Genomic DNA, 17701 nt, shown 5'->3' with positions numbered 1-17701 from the left:
CTGCGCTACCTCCTGCTCGGCGGTCACGTACGGCGGCCTCGGCACGCTCGTTTCGCTCATGTGATGCGGCACCGGGGCGGGCGGGGTCGGTACGCGTCGTTCGGGTCGACGCCACCGGAGCCCAGCACCCGCCCCGGGCCCTGCAAACAGCCTTGGCGAGAAGCGGATCGTGGACTACAGCACCGAAGGAGCCTGTATGAGGCAGAAATGAGGCGTCTGCGTGCCCGCACGGTCGACGCAGTGTTACTACAGTGGCGGAACAACGGAGGGAGAACGGCCGTGGCCCTGAAGCGACACCGGCTCTGCCAACGCCGCAAGGCGCTCGGGTACAGCCAGGAACGCCTCGCCACACTTCTCGGGGTGGAGCGATCCACTGTGGTGCGCTGGGAGAATGCGGAGACCGATCCGCAGCCGTGGCATCGAAACCGAATTGCCTCCGCGCTGGGCGTTACGCTCGAACAACTCGACGGGATGCTCGTCGACGTATCGGTGACAGCGCATCGAGGGCAGGTTGTGAAGGACATGGAGCGTGATCCCGTATCCCCCGCCGCCATGCCTGACCTCTTGGCCGGCCTCCGGAACTATCTGACCGGCTATCTCATCGACACCCCACCCCCGCCGCCTCTCGTCGAGGTCCGGCGCGCTGTGGGCAGGGTGCACAACCTTTACCAGCGGGCGAGCTACACCTCGGCGGCCCGCTTGATCCCGGAAGTCCTGACCCAGGCGACAGCCCTGAGCAGCAACGCCTCAGGCATTCACCGCAGCAGCGCCTTTCGACTGCTCGGTGCCGCCTACATCGCTGCATCGAAGCTCGCGGTCAAGGTGGGAGATGGTGATGTAGCCCTGTTGACTGCTGACCGGGCGTCCACCGCCGCCCGCCTCAGCGACGACCAGGCGCTGGCCGCTGTTGCGGCCTATCAGGCGGCGTGCGGGCTCATGCGACTTCCTGCCAGAGCGGAAGCGGCCGAACGGGTCGTGCGGACCAGCGTCGAAGCTCTGACTTCGGCTGGTCCAGTTTCCGATCCTGACCTGATCTCCGCTCACGGGGCACTGCTGCTCTTGGCTGCCATCATCGCTGCTGGACAAGGGAACCCGAAGAGAGCGAGCCAATTGCTGAAGCGCGCCGATGGGCTGGCGACGACACTGGGCTCTGACCGGAACCGGTTGTGGACAGGCTTCGGTCCGACGAACGTCGTCATTCACTCGGTGTCGGCGGCCGTCCGAGCAGGCAACGCGAACGAGGCCATGGAGATCGGGACACGGCTGGACACGTCCCGGATGCCCACAGTGCTGGTCGGCCGGAGAGCCCAAGTCCACGTCGACCTGGCCGCAGCCGCGTTGATGTCGTCCAGTGACAGGTCGGCTGCCGTGCTGCACCTGCTCGAAGCGGAGCGGGTAGCTGCCGAGACGGTGCACGCGAACGTACAAGCCCGCACGCTGCTGCTCGACCTACTGGCGAAGGAGCGTCGGGCCGCGACGCCAGGGCTGCGACCACTTGCGGAGCGTGCCGGACTGCTGGCATGACCCCACCACGAGTGCTCGCCCTGGTCGTCTGCGCGGCACCTCCGGCGCTGCGGATCGGTGAGCTGATCGAACTGCTGCTGGAGGACGGCTGGACCGTTTGCGTCACCGCTACGCCGACCGCTGCGACCTGGATCGACCGGGAGGCGCTTGCGGAGCAGACCGGCTACCCGGTGCGGGCGGAATGGCGAAAGCCCGGCGAGCCGGAGCCGCATCCGCCAGCTACGGCTGTGGCGGTCGTACCGGCTACCTTCAACGTGATCAACAAATGGGCTCAAGGCATCAATGACACTCTCGCACTCGGCATTCTCAATGAAGCACTCGGTGCCGGCATCCCCGTCCACGCCTTTCCCACCGTAAAGCCTCAACTGGCCGCCCACCCAAGCTACGACCGGCACCTGCAGCTACTCCGTGATGCAGGCGTCGCAGCAGCACCCCTCAACGCCGAGTCGGGCTGGGGAACAGTTATCGAAATGCTCAATGCCACGCTATAGCGTGGCCATGGAGTGCCTGTCCAGCAGTCGTCAGGACGAGCTTCAGCCGACTGGACCGACCGACCACTTCGCGGACGCCACCTCCGCCGAGGACGTACGCCACCGTTCGACGTTGCTCTCGATGCCGCCCGACAGCCGGGGGCAGGACTGTATCCGTGTTTGAACAGGTCTTCGAGTTGCAGTGGCAGGGCAGGCGTGAACTGTGAGCGATTATTCTGACTATCTGCCACTCGCGGTCGAGGCTACGCGGCGGGCGGCAAATGCGATGCAACGGCAGGCACCTGGAGCGCTCGCCAGCAAGGGTGACCGGGATGTCGTCTCCGAACTGGACTATGCGATCGAACGCAACCTACGAGAATTCCTGAAAGCAGAGACGCCCGAGATCGGATTCCTCGGCGAAGAGGAAGGATCGAGCGGTTCGACAAGCAAGCGGTGGGTTCTCGATCCCATCGACGGCACGTCGAACTTCGTGCGTGGCCTGCCGCTGTGCGCGGTGTCGCTCGCGCTCGTGCACGGCGACGAAGCAGTACTCGGCGTCATCGAACTGCCGTTTCTCTCCGCTACCTACACCGCCGCGAAGGGTGCAGGTGCGCACGCCAACGGGCAGCCGATCACTGTCAGCAGCACCACCCGCATGAGTCAGGCCCTCGTCGCCATCGGGGACTACGCGGTTGGCCTTGACGCGGAGGCGCGAAACCGGCTACGGCTCGCCTTGACTGGCCAACTGGCAGCCGAGGTTCAAAGGATCCGGATGACCGGCAGCGCGGCGCTCGACCTGGCATGGCTCGCCGAGGGCAGGCTCGACGCTGCTCTGACCTTGTCCAACCATCCCTGGGACATGGCGGCCGGGGTAATCATCGCCAGAGAGGCGGGAGCCACCGTCATCGACGGAAATGGTGCCCGCCACGACATCGCCTCCACAACGACGCTTGCCGTCACACCCGGACTCGCTGGCTCCATCCTGGCGGCGTATAGAAAAGCCGTCGCTCGCGAGACGGAGAAACACTGACATTCTTCTTCGACGCACAGATGTAGCCGATCAGCGCGCAGGTCGCTTACGGGTGAAGATCACGCTCGATCCTGGATCGAGTGGTATCCGCCGGCGGCAATGACCACTCGATCCAGGATCGAGCGTGACCTTGCGGTGAAGTTGAGAGCCCAGGTCTGTCCAATAGACGCCCGGGATCAACGACACGGTCCTCGCTTTCGGCCGACCGTTCGTGTCGGGCCCTACTGGTACAACGGGTTCGAGGCGGGAGGAGGTGGGGTTGATGATCACCTTGAGTCGTGGGGACCTGCTGAACGCCGACGTCGACGCGCTGGTCAACGCCGTGAACACGGTCGGAGTGATGGGCAAGGGCATCGCTCTCCAGTTCAAGCGCGCCTACCCGGCCAACTACGCCGCCTACCGAGCGGCATGCGCGAAGAACGAGGTCCACCTGGGTCGGATGTTCGTTCACGATGCGGCCCGTCCCGGCCCCCGCAGATACGTGATCAACTTCCCCACCAAGGGCCACTGGCGCGCCGCCTCTAAGCTCTCCGACGTCCACGCGGGCCTCGCTGACCTCGGTCGGGTGGTGCGCGAACGGCAGATCACCTCGATCGCGGTGCCCGCGCTGGGCTGCGGCCACGGCGGGCTTGCCTGGGCTGAGGTCCACCCGGTCATCGAGCGAGCCTTCGCCGAGCTTCCCGACGTGCGAGTGGTGCTCTTCGTGCCGGATGGAGAGCGAGAGACACCGGATGGAGAGCGAGAGACAACAGCCCCGAGAATTGGCAGGATCACCGGGTGACTGACCTTGAGCGGGGTGTCTACGAGCACGTCGTCACCCGTGAACTCGCCGATCGGCTCCAGCGCGTCGACCCTGCGCTGGTTCAGCACGGAAAGCTCGATCCGGCTGACGCCCCGGATGCCCTGGCCCGCCACATCGCCACCCTGACGCACCGCGCCCTGCACGCCGTCGGCGGTGGTGACGACAAGCTTCACCGGCAGGTCGAGTTGGCGAACCGCATCGCGGACGCCATCGCCACCCTCAGCCCGCAGGCAGCCACCCTCGATGACCAGGTCACCGACGCGAAGCATCTGCTGCACGCCATCGCCGCGCCGCCGACCCCGCCGGCCGCGCCCGCCTTTCCGCAGCGGCCCACCACTCCGCTCTCCACCGGCGCGCTGCTGGTCAACGGTCGGCACCAGCCGCGTATCGGCCACGAGGTCACCCACGAGATGGCCTCGGCAGTGCAGGTGGACCTGCTCTGCGCGTTCATCAAGTGGCACGGTCTGCTCCAGGTCCAGGGGGCGATCCGTGAGCTGATCGGCCGTGGCGGTCGACTGCGGGTGATCACCACGACGTATCTCGGCGCGACCGACCAGCGTGCCCTGGACCGGCTCGCCGAGCTGGGTGCCGAGATCAAGGTGTCCTACGAGACCCGGACGACCCGCCTGCACGCCAAAGCGTGGCTGTTCCGTCGCCACAACCGCATGACCACCGCGTACGTCGGCTCCTCGAACCTGTCGAGGACCGCGCTGATGGACGGCGTGGAGTGGAACGTCCGGATCTCGAACGTCGAGCAGCCGTACGTCATCGACACGTTCACCGCGACGTTCGAGGACTACTGGCACGACCCCGCGTTCGAGGACTACGACCCGGGCCAGGATGCGGACCGGCTTCGCACCGCGCTGCGCGGGGAGCGTCGCGACGAGGCGCCGACCGAGATCGCCAATCTGGACGTGCGGCCGTACCCGTACCAGTCGGAGGTCCTGGCCGACCTGGACGCCGAGCGCAAGGTCCATGGTCGCTGGCGGAACCTGGTGGTGATGGCCACCGGCACGGGCAAGACGGTGGTCGCGGCGCTCGACTACCGCCGGCTGCACCGGGAGAAGGCCGTCGACTCGCTGCTCTTCGTCGCGCATCAGGAGCAGATCCTGCGACAGAGTGTGGCGACGTTCCGGCAGGTCATGGGGGACGGAAGCTTCGGCGAGACGCTCGTCGGGGGGCGGGAGCCGCAGAACTGGCGGTACGTCTTCGCATCCGTCCAGTCGCTGCACCGGCGGGAGATCGACCCCGAGGCGTACGACATGGTGATCGTCGACGAGTTCCATCACGCGGAGGCGCCGACGTACGCCCGGTTGTTGGAGCGGCTGCGTCCGCGCGTACTCCTGGGATTGACGGCGACGCCCGACCGCAGTGACGGCGGCGACGTGCGGCGGTGGTTCGATGGCCGCGCCGCCGTGGAGCTGCATCTGTGGGAGGCGCTGGAGCGGCAGTTGCTGGCGCCGTTCCAGTATTTCGGCCTGCACGACGATGTGGACCTGTCGCAGTTGGGGTGGAAGCGCGGGCAGGGGTACGACCCGACGGAGCTGGACGGCGTCTACACCGGCAACCACGCGCGGGCACGGATGGTGTTGCGGGCGGTACGCGACACCGTGGACGTCGAGCGGATGCGGGCGCTGGGGTTCTGCGTCAGCATCGGGCACGCCGAGTTCATGGCGGACTGGTGCACTCGGCACGGTGTGCCGTCGGCGGCGGTGACCTCCCGGACCAGCCCCACCGAGCGGCAGGCTCTGATCAAGAGCCTGCGGGATGGTGCGGTCAGGGTGCTGTTCACCGTCGACCTCTTCAACGAGGGCGTCGACCTGCCGATGGTCGACACGATCCTGATGCTGCGGCCCACCGAGAGCGCCACGATCTTCCTCCAGCAGCTCGGCCGTGGGCTGCGGCTGGACGACGACAAGCCCTGCCTGACCGTGCTCGACTTCATCGGTGGGCAACACGCCAACTTCCGCTTCGACCTGCGCTGGCGGGCGCTGACCGGGGTCAGCCGCCGCGCCATCACCGAAGCGGTACGCGACGACTTCCCGTCTCTGCCGAGCGGCTGCCACATCCAGCTCGACCGGGTGGCCAAGGACATCGTGCTGCGCAACCTGCGCTCGGCACTGCCCACGTCGAAACCCGGCCTGCTGGCCGAGTTGCGCCAGCTCGGGGACGTGCGCCTGGCCGAGTTCCTGCACGAGGCGGGTGTGGAGATCGAAGACGTCTACCGGTCGGCGAGCATCGGCGGGTGGACCGGGCTGCGGCGGCTCGCCGAGATGGAGACCTCGCCGGGCGGACCGGACGACCGCGAGCTGGGCCGGGCGATCGGGCGGATGCTGCACCTGGACGACCCGGACCGGCTCGACCTGTTGGCCCGGGTGGCCGCCGGTGAGCGGCCCGAGGCCGGACGGCTCTGGGACATGCTGCACTTCGACCTCTGGGGGCCGAACGCCCCGCTGACCGAGCGCGAGGAACGGCTGTCCCGCCTCTGGTCCGAGCCGACGCGTTGTGCCGAGCTACGCCAGGTCGCCGAGGTCCTGCGCGAACGCATCCACCGGGTCACCGCGCCGGTCGACGGGCTGCCGCTGCGGGTACACGCCCGATACAGCCGCAACGAGGCGTGCGCCGCCTTCGGCATGCCGAACCCGGGCTCGCTGCGCGAAGGCGTGAAGTGGCTTCCGGACGCCCAGGCCGACCTCTTCTTCGTCACACTGATCAAGTCGGCGCGGCACTACTCCCCCACCACCATGTACGCCGACCGGGCCGTCACCGAGTCGCTGTTTCAGTGGGAGTCGCAGAGCACCACCTCGTCCGCCTCACCGACCGGGCAGCGCTACGTCCACCACGCCGCACGCGGCTCCACGGTGCACCTGTTCGTGCGGGAGACCCGGGTTCCGGACCGCGAGCTGGGTGCACCTGCCTACCTGTACGCCGGGCCGATGACCTACCAACAGCACACCGGTGACCGGCCGATGCGCATCCTGTGGCAACTCCACCATCCGCTTCCCGCCGACGTGTACGCCGCCGCCCGCACCATCGCCGCCTGACCGATCCTGAAGAGCATGGCGGTGCAACTGTTCGACACGCCGCGCCCACGCCGCCTGCACTGCCACGCTCCACGCCGCCGCCCGCACTATCGCCGACCGAGTAGCTACCAGACGGGCACCACCTCTCGCAGCAATGCCCGCAGCCGAGTTCGGTCCCCCACCCTGGGAGATGCCTGCTTGAGACCAGCCGCTCCAGGTGCACCGAAGAAGCGGTGAAGGACAGCGGCGGCTTGGCGCCCGGTAACGCTGCCCGGCCAGTCTGCGACCCGCAGCCCGGCGGCGTAAGCAGCGTTGATGAGACGCCACAGGTCAACGGCGTCCTTCGCCGCAAATCGTCCACGGTAGGCGAGCGCCTTCAGGCAGAGCGCAGACGTCACATCCGGGAGCACGACACGCAGGCTCAGACCCCTACCGCTGGTGAGCTGGACGTGGGCCGTGAGTGACTCGGCAGGTCGATGCAGAGCGAGCACGAGGCCCGGCACCTCGTCGACCACCAGATCGCCGTGCCGCTGGTTGGGCACCAACGAGTTCTGATAGGACGGCGCAAGGATGTCGACCACCAGCGTAAGAAGCCCCTGCGGATCTTCGACCTCGCGGGCGAACCGGTTAGCCGCCTCCCGCGATGCGTAACCCCGCGCGACGAGCGCGGCCGGTAGGCGGGGGTCTGCGATGACGGTCGGCAGGGCGGCGAAGTCGCGTCCGCCGTCTCACGCAGGGGCACCTGCTCAGCGACGCCATGCAGTGCGACGAGGAGGGTGACCATGTGACCGCCAACGATGCGGTGATCCAGGTCCAGGGCCGTGGTGATGTCCGCCAGATCCGCAAGGGTAAGGAATCCGGCGTCTGCTGCTCGGCTGGTGGAGACAAGCGAGACGGTACGTTGCTCCGCTGGGGCCGGCCCGTTCATGCCGCGCACCTCCGCTCATGGTACCCGCGACGGAGCACATCCCAGACGCGTTGAGCGGCCTCGTCGCTGTCCGGACCAGGCGATCTTCCTAGGTCCCAGAGGATCTGAAGCGGATCGACGAGCGGAATGCCTGGCGGCGTCTTGCCGGACGGCGGCCACAGACCCAGGTCTCTCGGCACGATGAGTTCGAGCGTCGCCTCTTCCTCGCCGGCAGGAACGAAGCCTGCGGCCGCCAGTTCCAACCCGGTATGCGCATAGAGAATGGCACGGGTCGGGGCATGCCAAGGGGCGATGATGTCGGCCGCGACATCACCCGAGACCACAACGTGAGTCGCATCGGCAGTCGCGGCAAACTCCTCGATGACGGTCCGGGCCTGCTCGACCACGGGCCCCAAGCCAAACCAATAGGTGCTGATGCCACCCGGCCCGGGATAGGTCGACAACCACCACCGGATCGCCTCGTCAACGTCCCGCACGATCCAGCCACGCGACGAGCGGTGTACAAGGTCTTGGTCGGCCAGCGAAGCCAGCGCCTGGGAGACCCGGGGTTGGGAGATTCCGACGATGGCGGCCAACTCCCGCTGAGTGACGTATGGATGTTGGATCAGCCGGCGGACCAGGGTGAAGGTGCCCCATGGCACTCGACCGCGCGTGGTGGACCGCTTGGTCGTCTCGACGGGGGGCCGCAGCGCGACTCGTTCCCCATCGAGGCACAGCACACCTGTCACCTGCTGTCCGGTATCGACCAGCCATGACCAGCCCGCCGCCGCGATTGCTTGCCGCACCGCTACCGTCGCCGCTGGAACGATGACCAGGCACGGGTTCGGATGGCGGCTGATTGAGGCGGCAACGGTGCTCGGGGTCAGTGGGGTCGGGGACGCGATGACGGTCAGCGTGGCACGGGCTTTTCCGTAGCGCAGCTCGGCGCGGTCGGCACCGGTCGGCACGAGCGAAACACCCGCTTCAGTAAGGGCGCGCCAGACAGACTCCGATATAAGCATTACCCAACCCCCTTAGATAAAACTTATACCCCCTCGTCGCCGTGCCCTCAGCCGCATCGAGCACGACTCGCCGCCGCGCACGGCGGCGAGTCGTGGGCTCCAGTGCGGCACACCGGGCCGAAGTCGAAGGTGCGGGCGACCACCAACCGGCCACCGCCTGATCAACACGAGCACCTGCCGCGAAGAGCGTGGCAGTGCAGCTGCTCGACACGCCGCGCGCACAGCAGCTGCACTGCCACGATCCTGCGCCCCCACCCGCACGCCGCCCCACCCACCGCCCCAGCCCGCCGCCCGCCGCCCAGCAGACAAGCACGCTTGACATCTGCCAGCAGTGTCAAGCATCCTTGACGTGACAAGGTTGCTTGACATCGGAGGTGCTGGTTGCGGAACGATCTCCGTGAGCTTCGGCAGGCCGCCGGGCTGTCGCAGCGGGAGATGGCCGAGGCCCTGAACGTCTCCCGACAGACGATCAACTCGATCGAGACGGGCCGCTACGACCCGTCGTTACCCCTGGCGATCGCCATCGCCCGTCACTTCCACCGCCCCGTAGAGGAGATCTTCCATGTCGACTGAGGGCCGCGGCACCCCAAAGGACCACCGCACCCCAAAGGACCACCGCACCACCGAGGGCCGCCCCACGGCCCAGGGTCCCCACACACCTGAGGGCCACCCCACGACCGGAGGTCGCAGTGCCCTGCGGAAACTCTCGGTCGCCGTCATCCTGCTGGCAGTCGCTGCGCTGGTCGTCGCCGTGGGTTTGCTGCTGCGGGAGCATGCGCCCGGCAACATGGGTGTCGGGTTCCTCCAGGGAGCGGCGGTCGGCCTGCTCGCCTTCCTGGTGATGCTGTGGCGGCTGAGCAAGCGGCCGGACCGCGCCACCACGTTCGAGCGGGCCTGGTCGCAGACCGGGGACGAGCGCGACGACGCCGTTCTGACCCGTGCTCTGGCCGTGCTGGGCCTGGCCGCGTTCCCGCTCACGTCGGTGGCGGCCGTCGCCGTCGCTCTCGGTGCCGAGCCGAGCATGGTGTTCGCGCTGCTGCTCTTCGCCGAGATCGTCGTCGGCGGTGTCGCCTTCGTGGTGATCAACCGCCGGAACTGACCGGGCGGGAACGGGCAGCCCGGGAAGCGCCCGGGGAGACGGGCACCGGGTCGTGGGTACCGGGTGGAGTGTGTGCGGTGCAGCGTCGCAGCCGGTCCGCGGCCATCCGGCCACCGACCGCCAGGCCGTACCGTTCGACGGCCGCCAGGCCGTACGCGCTACAGGTGGGGGTGAAGCGGCACTTCCCCGGCCAGCGGTGGGACAGCCAGCGGCGGTAGCCGAGGATGGCCGCCCGTCCGGAGCCGTCGGCCACCGGTGCCGGGATCACCCGCGCGACTGCCGCGCCGACCGTCAACAGTATCGAGAACAGGGAACAGTCGCAGGCGGACAGGGCACCGCACCCCGGGTCGCTGCAGGTGTTTCCCTTCTTCTGCCGGCGCCCGGCGATCTTCGTCATGGCGACATCATGATCCCGCCGCGCCACCCGGCCACGTCCGGGATTCGAGGGGTACGGGCAGCGATCCACAGACGTATGTCGCGTCAAGGCTTGATTGATCGATGCACTTGTGCAAAGGATACGAGGGCGCTCGATCAGCGTGCGTAGATCCATCACCCCTGGTCACGCGGGGTTGAGTGGGTCTGTCGGCTATGAGGAGGTTCTGTGGCTCGACGCCGCTTTGCGGGGATAGCAGCCTGCGCCATCGTCCTACCGTTCTTCGTCGTCGCCCAGTCGGCGGCGGCCAGTCCGAGCACCGTGGCGGCCGAGTCCGCCCCGGCACCGGCAACCGGGATAGCGAGTGACGTCCGCGACCTCACCAGGAAGGACTTCACCTTCAACGGCAAGCCCGTCGAGGTGCCCCGGCAGTACCAGCCGCAGGCGCAGCGCAGGTCGGCGCAGGCCGCCGAGACGCCGGCGGTGGGCACGGTGCGGCAGTGGCTCGCGCTCGACGACTACCAGGGCGTGATCTACCTCAAGGACTACACGCTGCGGGGTGTGGGCGACAACATCGAGGTCTGGGTCGCCAACGACACCGAGTTCCCCGTGGGTGACTGCCGCCGGCAGATCGCGAACTCGACGGTGGTCACCGACGCGCAGGTGACGCGCCTGGTCGACGAGTTCGACAACAACATGTATCCGAAGTCGACGGCCGCGTTCAGCACGCCGCCGGAGCGCGACGGCAGCAACGCGCAGATCGACGGCGACTACAGCGGTGCCGGCAACCGTACGGTGACGCTCGTCGACAACGTCCGGGACGACAACTTCTACGACTTCCCGGCCGCGCCGACGTACATTGCCGGGTTCTTCTTCTCGCTCTTCAACGAGCTGCTCGACCGCAACATCATGACGATCGACGCGTTCGACTGGGCGCACCGGACGGGCGTCAGCCCGGCGAACGAGCCGACCGACGATCTGTGCACCAGCCGACCGGCGCGTCCCAACCTGTACGAGTCGACGTTCATCCACGAGTGGCAGCACCTGGCGCACTACTACACCGACCCGTTCGAGAGCATCCTGATCAACGAGGGGCTCTCCGACTTCGCCCAGACGCTCGGCGGCTATGCCGACGCCTCGGCCCGGGTCGACCAGCCGGGCGCGGACAGCCACATCTACTGCTTCCAGGGCTTCGGCACGGTCCAGACGGCCTACAACACGAATCCACGGGACTGCGGCGGGCCGGAGAACTCACTGAACCTGTGGGACGAGGGCGGCAACCCGAACGCGGTACTCGCCGACTACGGCAACGCGTACTCGTTGATGTTGTTCCTCTACGACCGGTACGGCCTGGACTTCATCTCCCGGCTGCACCGCGACGGTGAGTCGCAGGGCCTGGCCAGCATCAAGGCGGCACTCGCCGCCGAGGGGGTGAACGACCTCTACGGCGTGATCCACGACTACCAGACGATGAACCTGGTGGACCGGATCGTCGGCAACTCGAAGCTGGGTGTGATGCTCGGCCGTGACAAGCGCAAGGTCACCACGGCCAGCCTGAACGCCACGGTGAACCTGGCCAACCCGGCCACGCACGCGACGCCGGGTGCGGCACCGAACGGTGCCGACTACGTCCAGTTGCGCAAGGCGAACGGCAAGCCGTTGGGCCGGGGCGACCTGCGGTCGATCAGCTTCAAGGGTGCCAAGACCCTGCCGTCGGTGCCGCTGGCCTGGACGACGGTGACCGACGACCCGGACCGTCCGGGCAACCCGGTGATCTGGTCCGGCAACGGCAACAGCACCGACGCCGCCGCCGTGACGCCGGTGAGCGTGCCGGCCGGCAACCCGACGCTGACCTTCCTCGCCAAGTATGGCGCGGAGACCGGCTACGACTACGGCTACGTCAGCGTCTCGACCGACGGTGGCAGGAGTTACACCGCGATCGAGGGCGACAAGACCGTCGCCGGGCCGCTCGGGCCGTCGCTGAACGGCACCACCAACGGCTTCGAGCCGCACTCGTTCGACCTGTCGGCGTACGCGGGGCAGGACGTCCTGCTCAGCTTCCGCTACGTCAGTGACGGTGGGGTCAACGAGGGCGGTCTGCTGATCGACGACATCACGGTCGGCGGCACGCTGGTCAGCGACGGGTCGAACCTGGACGCGTTCGACTCGCCGTCACAGGTCTACCCGACGCCGGTGGCGAACTGGAACGTCCGCTTCGTCGGCTTCGACGAGAAGCTCCGGACGGCCGTGCAGTTCGAGGTCGACGGCAAGACCAACTTCACCCTGGGGGTGGTGCAGACGGCGCTGCTCACCGCCTTCCCCACGGTGGTCGCCATCGTCGCCTACGACGAGCCGACCGAGCAGGTCACGCAGTACGCGCCGTACCAGTTGACGGTGAACAAGGTCGTGCAGCCCGGCGGAGCCCCGCTGAGCTGACCGGCCGTTGACGAGGACTCCCGGTGCCGTGGTCGCGGCACCGGGAGTTCTGCGTTCCGTGGGACCTTCGGCAGGCGGCTAGGCGACCCGTGCCGGGTTAGATTGCCCGGATGGAACAGCGCCTCAGCCTGATCACCCTCGGCGTCACCGACCTGGCCCGATCCCGAGCCTTCTACGAACGGCTCGGCTGGCGGGGCCAGGAGGTGCAGCGGACGGTGTTCATCCAGGCCGGCGGGATCGCCGTGGTGCTCTGGGCCCGCGAGTCGCTGGCCGAGGACGCCGGTGTCGACGCGCGGGCCGCCGACGGATTCGGCGGGATCGGGTTGGCGCACAACGTACGCGAACGCGACGAGGTGGACCGGGTGCTGGCCGTCGCCGCCGAGGCGGGCGCGGTCGTCACCCGGCCGGCCCGCGAGACGTCCTACGGCGGGTACGCCGGCTACTTCGCCGACCCGGACGGCCACCTCTGGGAGATCGCCTGGAACCCGGGCTTCCCGATCGCCGAGGACGGCACGATCAGGGTGCCGGAATTCGGGCCACCACGATGACCATGCCCTGTGTCTGTTCCTCGGTCAGCATCTGGCGCCACCCGTGTTCGAGCTCGGTGTCGGTGAGCGGCGGCCGGTCCGCGGTGCCCTTGAGCGTCGGTGCGAAGACGTCGAGGATCTGATCCACCTCCGCTGGCACCGGATTGTCCCGGGCGTACCGCCGCAGTTCGAGGTATGTCCACATGCTGCTGTACTTCACGTGGTCGGTGATGTCGGTGACCTCGTCGAGCACGATGCCGGCCTGGGCGGCGATCTCCGGGTAGTCCTCCGCGCCGATCGGCGTCGCGGCGACCCGCCAGGAGTCGTACACCTTGACCAGGGTGTCGTCGTCGCGCCCGTGCGCCTGGACCGTGAAGTCGGTCAGCACGATGCGCCCGCCGGGGCGGACCACTCGGGCGATCTCCCGCAGTGCCCGCATCCGGTCGGGCACGTGCATGATCGACTCGAAGGCCATCGCGTGGTCGAAGGAGTCGTCGGGGAAAGGCAACTCGGCCATGTCGGCCTGCTCGAAGCGCACCCGGTCGGCCACCGACTCGGCGTGGGCCAGGTCGTTGGCCAGGCGTACGTCCTGTTCGCTGACCGAGACCCCGACGAGCCGGGCACCGGCGATCTTGGCCAGCCGTACGCCGGGGCGGCCCAGCCCGCAGCCGGCGTCCAGCACCCGTGCGCCCGGCCGGGCGGCGACCCGTTCGATCATCATGTCGGTCAACCGGACGCTGGCCGTGGCGAAGTCGCTGTCGTCGTCGGGCCCGGTCCAGTAGCCGTGGTGCATGGAGCCGCCCTGGACCCGGGCGACGATCGAGTTCACCTGGTCGTAGAAGGCTCCGACGGATTTCGGTGTCGGCCCTTCGAGGTCAGTGTGCACCGCTGTCACCGCTTCCTGCTCGTCGAGGAGTGCCGGGTCGGACAGACGCAGGCAGAATTGCCCGGCGAATGCGCGATCACCGACTCGTGGGAAATGCAGATTCCGAACCGTTGCAGACGTACCGGAATTCACCACTGTCCGATTCCTGATTGACGTCGCGAGTGGCGGGATCACCGCACCGTTCGCTCCGCCCCGAGCCGGAGCCGGTGGCTGGACATGCGGACTCACCTGCGGCAACAACGGGTGAGCGGCACCTCGCGCCCGGATCGCCGCCAGCGCGGCGAGGACGCGTCATCCCCTTTCCGGCGGGAGTCGAAGTGCGACTCCGGCCGCCGAAAGAGGAAGGGGGAACAACGTTCAGTAACGTCACTGTAACCGGGGCGTCTCAACCGGTCAAGCAAATGAATATAGCGGCAAATCCTGCCTTTGCTTCGCCTTTCCGAATCCGCTCTCCGATCATGGACTTGTGGTCAGCGAATCGCCCCTTGTCAGAGCGTTTCGTGATACCACAACTCCATGATCGACGGGACCGGTGGGGCTGCGGGGCGGCGGGGCGGCGGGTCAGGAAGGGCGGCGGGAGCGGGCCAGGGTGAGCACGACCAGCAGCGAGCCGGCCGCCGCGCCGGTGACCACGACGGCCATCGGCACCGCGCTGCCCTCGCCGCCGAGCCCGACCAGCGGCGCGGCACCGGCCGCGATCACCGCCTGGAGGCTGCCGAGCAGGGCGGCGGCCGTACCGGCGTGCGAGGAGTGGCGTTCGAGGGCGAGGGCGGTGCCGTTGGGCATCACCGTGCCCAACGAGCCGAGGAAGAGGAAGAGGGCGACGACGACCAGCGGCAGGGACCCGAGCAGGGCCCCGACGAGCAGGCCGAGCGCGGAGAACAGGCCGAGACCCAGACCCCAGATCAGCAGCGGTCGGGGGTCGTGGCGGTCCAGCAGCCGGGCGTTGACTTGACCGACGGCGACGAAGGCCACGGCGTTGACGCCGAAGAGCAGGCTGAACGCACCGGCGGAGAGGCCGAAGACGTCCTGGAGGACGAACGAGGAGCCGGAGAGGTAGGCGAACAGACCGGCGAAGGCGAGGCCCTGGGTCAACGCGTACCCGAGGAAGACGCGGTCGGCGAGCACCGCGCGCCCGGCGGCGGCGGTCGCGGACAGGCCGCCGGTGTTGCGGCGTGCGACGGGCAGCGTCTCCGGCAGCCGCCACGCGACGGCGGCGACGAGCAGCACGCCGACCAGGGCCAGGGCCAGGAAGATGGTCTCCCAGCCGCCGAAGCCCAGCACCAGGCTGCCGAGCGCGGGCGCGGCCATCGGGGCGATGCCGAAGATCAGGACGAGTCGGGAAAAGTACTTCGCGGCGGCGCGTCCGCTGTAGAGGTCGCGGACGACGGCGCGGGCGACGACGGTGCCCATGCCTCCGGCGAAGCCCTGGGCGAAGCGGAGCGCGGCGAGAGTCTCCGCCGACGGCGCGAAAGCGCAGGCCAACGACATCAGGACGTACGCGCCGACCCCGATCAGCACCGGCAGGCGGCGCCCCCAGCGGTCACTGAGCGGGCCGGTGACGAGTTGCCCGATGGCCATACCGACCAGGCAGGTGGTCAGCGAGAGCTGGATCTGCGCCTGGCTGGCGGACAGGTCACGGGCCATCTCCGGGAACGCCGGCAGGTAGGTGTCCAGCGACAGGGGCCCGATCGCGGTGAGCGCGCCGAGCAGCACCAGCAGACCGATGGCGGCCCGGCCGGTGGGTGCGACGGCCCGTTCCGGCTGCCCGACTGTCGGCGCGGCGGCGGTCTGCGGCATCGTGGCCCCCTCGGCGTCGGTTCGCCGGGCTACGATAGCTCTGCTTACAGAGTTATTGCCGTGGAGAGGGCCGTTCTGTGACGGAAGAGACGCTCGGGCAGCTCAGCGGCGCTCTGGGCGACCTGCAACGGGTGCTGCGCCGGACGGCCGCCCAACGGACCGGCCGCGTCGCCCTGCCGGACGCGCAGGTGGAGGTGCTGCGCCTGGTGCAGCGACAGCCGGGGGTCAGCGTCCGGGAGGCCGCCCAGCGGCTCGGCACCGCTCCGAACACGGTGAGCACCCTGGTCGGCGAGTTGACCACCGCCGGCCTGCTGAGCCGCGACCGGGATCCGGTCGACCGGCGGAGCGTCCGGCTGACGTTGACCGCCACGGCGCGGGAACGGATCGCCGTCCACGAGCAGCACCGGCGTGACCTGCTCGCCGCCGCGCTTTCCGGGCTCGACACCGCCGAACGGGAACGACTGCTCGCCGCCGCGCCGGCCCTGTCCCGTCTGGCCGACCTCGCCGCCGAGCAGCGCTGAGCCGCCGGGGAGACCGGCGAGTCGTGGGCGGACCCGCGCCCACGTCCCGCCGGAGGTCTCATCCCCAGACGGTGCGGCGGACACCGCCGTGCGTGCCGCAGGCGCGCGGGCTCCCGCCGGCCAGGCTGACCTTGCCGTCCTCGCACTGCACCAGGTAACCCCGACCGTTCCAGAACCCGGGTACGCAGTCGAAGTGCTCGCACACGTCACGGGCCGGCTCACGGATCCGCTCGCCGCCGCAGAAGTCGTACCCCATCGGGTTGACCGGGGCGCCGCACCGCCGCTCCGGTGTCGGCGCGTCCCGCCGCGGCGCGGACGAGCCGCTGGCGCCGGCCGCCGTGGACGTGCCGGTGGCGGCGACCGGCGCCGGGGTGGCCGCGACCGCCGTGTCCGTGCCGGCCGGGTCCGCGCCGGAGTTCGCCAGCGCCACCGGCACCATCACGGCCAGCGCGGCGGCGACCACGGCGGTCCGCCGACCACCGGGGATCAGCGCCGACAACCGGGCCTGACCGGGGGTGGCGATGCCCGGCCGGGACGGACGCAGCCGGGCGTGCTCGGCGATCAGCTCGTCGAGCTGCGCGATCACCGTGGCACGCTGCTCGATCGCGTCGGCGAACGCCAGCGTGAGCACGAACCGGAAATCGGGTGCCGCGTCGGGAGGCAGCAGCACGCCGGAGCCGCGTCGGCGGTCCAGCACCTGGATCAGCGTGACCGGCGCGTGCGGGTCGTGGGCGAGCCCGGTCATCCGCGCGTACGCCCAGTCGCGGCGACCCCGCCCGCCGAGCAGCACCAGTCGACGGCTGGTGATCACCGCCATTCCGGCGTCGGTGGCCCGTACCCCTTCGGGGAGGCGCGGGCGCAGCCGGCCGATCGGCGGGGCCACGGTCAGGTCCGGAGCGGGCAGGACGGCGTTGTGCCGCACCTCCACCAGTTGGGCGGCGGGCACCACCCGCAGCACCACCTCGTCGGCGTCCAGTTCGAGCGGGAGGCCGCACCCCGCCGTGGCGGACCCCTGGCACTGCTCCGCCAGCGTCCGCAGGCGACGCAGGTCGTCGTCGCGTCGTCGCCAGTCCCCCTCGGCGCTGCGGAACGTCCGCAGCCGGCGCTCGTTCTGCCGGCGCGCCCACCGGTACCGCCATGTCGAACCCGTCGAATCAGTCCTTGCCACGCCGACTCCTTCGCCGCGCAGGCCACCAACCGCAGGCCACCTAAGTGGGGTGTCACAGTGTTAACGACCTCGGGAACCGCCATGGACACGGCCAAGAGTGGGTCAAATACCCG

The 17701-nt window shown here is 69.0% G+C and carries 16 protein-coding genes; 10 read left to right on the top strand and 6 right to left on the bottom strand.

Annotated features, from left to right (window positions below; translation table 11 throughout):
• Positions 1-279: 279 nt before the first annotated feature.
• From HUT12_RS06560 to HUT12_RS06540, 5 genes are all read left to right on the top strand, one after another.
• Positions 280-1524, top strand: coding sequence for a helix-turn-helix transcriptional regulator (locus HUT12_RS06560; protein ID WP_176092818.1), 1245 nt, complete (start codon positions 280-282; stop codon positions 1522-1524).
• Between the two features lie 11 nt (positions 1525-1535).
• A complete protein-coding gene (locus HUT12_RS06555) occupies positions 1536-2015 on the top strand; it encodes a flavoprotein (RefSeq protein ID WP_254876733.1) in 480 nt (159 codons plus the stop codon).
• Positions 2016-2217: 202 nt separating this feature from the next.
• Positions 2218-3024, top strand: a complete 807-nt coding sequence (locus HUT12_RS06550; protein WP_176092816.1) for an inositol monophosphatase family protein — start codon at positions 2218-2220, stop codon at positions 3022-3024.
• A gap of 262 nt (positions 3025-3286) precedes the next feature.
• Entirely contained in the window at positions 3287-3805 is a 519-nt protein-coding gene (locus HUT12_RS06545) for a macro domain-containing protein (protein WP_176092815.1), read from the top strand.
• A complete protein-coding gene (locus HUT12_RS06540) occupies positions 3802-6870 on the top strand; it encodes a DUF3427 domain-containing protein (protein WP_176092814.1) in 3069 nt (1022 codons plus the stop codon). The genes HUT12_RS06545 and HUT12_RS06540 overlap by 4 nt, the downstream gene beginning before the upstream one ends.
• Positions 6871-6974: 104 nt before the next feature.
• Here HUT12_RS06540 and HUT12_RS06535 read toward each other — a convergent pair whose 3' ends face one another.
• Positions 6975-7430, bottom strand: a complete 456-nt coding sequence (locus tag HUT12_RS06535; RefSeq protein WP_176092813.1) for a hypothetical protein — start codon at positions 7428-7430, stop codon at positions 6975-6977.
• Positions 7431-7773: 343 nt separating this feature from the next.
• On the bottom strand, positions 7774-8724 hold the full coding sequence (locus HUT12_RS06530; RefSeq protein ID WP_176092812.1) for a helix-turn-helix domain-containing protein: 951 nt from the start codon (positions 8722-8724) through the stop codon (positions 7774-7776).
• 435 nt (positions 8725-9159) lie between these two features.
• Between HUT12_RS06530 and HUT12_RS06525 the strand changes: the two genes are divergently transcribed.
• Together HUT12_RS06525 and HUT12_RS06520 are read left to right on the top strand one after the other, a co-directional pair.
• A complete protein-coding gene (locus tag HUT12_RS06525) occupies positions 9160-9351 on the top strand; it encodes a helix-turn-helix transcriptional regulator (protein WP_131053101.1) in 192 nt (63 codons plus the stop codon).
• Complete coding sequence (locus HUT12_RS06520) at positions 9341-9877, top strand: hypothetical protein (RefSeq protein WP_217705960.1); 537 nt, start codon at positions 9341-9343, stop codon at positions 9875-9877. The genes HUT12_RS06525 and HUT12_RS06520 overlap by 11 nt, the downstream gene beginning before the upstream one ends.
• Here HUT12_RS06520 and yidD read toward each other — a convergent pair.
• On the bottom strand, positions 9861-10274 hold the full coding sequence (gene yidD, locus HUT12_RS06515) for a membrane protein insertion efficiency factor YidD (protein WP_131053100.1): 414 nt from the start codon (positions 10272-10274) through the stop codon (positions 9861-9863). The genes HUT12_RS06520 and yidD overlap by 17 nt on opposite strands.
• A gap of 204 nt (positions 10275-10478) precedes the next feature.
• On the opposite strand from yidD, the gene HUT12_RS06510 reads away from it, so the two are divergent.
• Positions 10479-12686 carry a choice-of-anchor J domain-containing protein gene (locus HUT12_RS06510; RefSeq protein ID WP_254876732.1) on the top strand — a complete coding sequence of 736 codons (2208 nt, stop codon included), beginning with the start codon at positions 10479-10481 and terminating at the stop codon, positions 12684-12686.
• 110 nt (positions 12687-12796) lie between these two features.
• Positions 12797-13234: a VOC family protein gene (locus HUT12_RS06505; RefSeq protein ID WP_176092811.1), complete on the top strand. Its 438-nt coding sequence runs from the start codon at positions 12797-12799 to the stop codon at positions 13232-13234.
• On the opposite strand, the gene HUT12_RS06500 is transcribed toward HUT12_RS06505, so the two are convergent.
• Positions 13203-14099: a cyclopropane-fatty-acyl-phospholipid synthase family protein gene (locus HUT12_RS06500; protein ID WP_176092810.1), complete on the bottom strand. Its 897-nt coding sequence runs from the start codon at positions 14097-14099 to the stop codon at positions 13203-13205. The two genes, HUT12_RS06505 and HUT12_RS06500, sit on opposite strands and share 32 nt — an antisense overlap.
• Before the next feature lie 561 nt (positions 14100-14660).
• Positions 14661-15899, bottom strand: a complete 1239-nt coding sequence (locus HUT12_RS06495; RefSeq protein WP_176092809.1) for a multidrug effflux MFS transporter — start codon at positions 15897-15899, stop codon at positions 14661-14663.
• Positions 15900-15976: 77 nt separating this feature from the next.
• Between HUT12_RS06495 and HUT12_RS06490 the strand changes: the two genes are divergently transcribed.
• Positions 15977-16420, top strand: coding sequence for a MarR family winged helix-turn-helix transcriptional regulator (locus HUT12_RS06490; protein ID WP_131053096.1), 444 nt, complete (start codon positions 15977-15979; stop codon positions 16418-16420).
• A gap of 58 nt (positions 16421-16478) precedes the next feature.
• Here HUT12_RS06490 and HUT12_RS06485 read toward each other — a convergent pair whose 3' ends face one another.
• On the bottom strand, positions 16479-17588 hold the full coding sequence (locus HUT12_RS06485) for a hypothetical protein (protein ID WP_176092808.1): 1110 nt from the start codon (positions 17586-17588) through the stop codon (positions 16479-16481).
• Positions 17589-17701: the final 113 nt, after the last annotated feature.

Source organism: Verrucosispora sp. NA02020, from assembly GCF_013364215.1.
Taxonomy (GTDB): Bacteria; Actinomycetota; Actinomycetes; order Mycobacteriales; family Micromonosporaceae; genus Micromonospora.
This window is presented reverse-complemented; position numbering and strand designations above follow the sequence as displayed.

Bases quoted from the DNA above. Each gene is read 5' to 3' on its own strand.
- HUT12_RS06545 (WP_176092815.1), top strand. From the start codon at position 3,287: ATGATCACCTTGAGTCGTGGGGACCTGCTGAACGCCGACGTCGACGCG.
- HUT12_RS06505 (WP_176092811.1), top strand. From the start codon at position 12,797: ATGGAACAGCGCCTCAGCCTGATCACCCTCGGCGTCACCGACCTGGCC.
- HUT12_RS06520 (WP_217705960.1), top strand. From the start codon at position 9,341: ATGTCGACTGAGGGCCGCGGCACCCCAAAGGACCACCGCACCCCAAAG.
- yidD (WP_131053100.1), bottom strand. From the start codon at position 10,274: ATGACGAAGATCGCCGGGCGCCGGCAGAAGAAGGGAAACACCTGCAGC.
- HUT12_RS06495 (WP_176092809.1), bottom strand. From the start codon at position 15,899: ATGCCGCAGACCGCCGCCGCGCCGACAGTCGGGCAGCCGGAACGGGCC.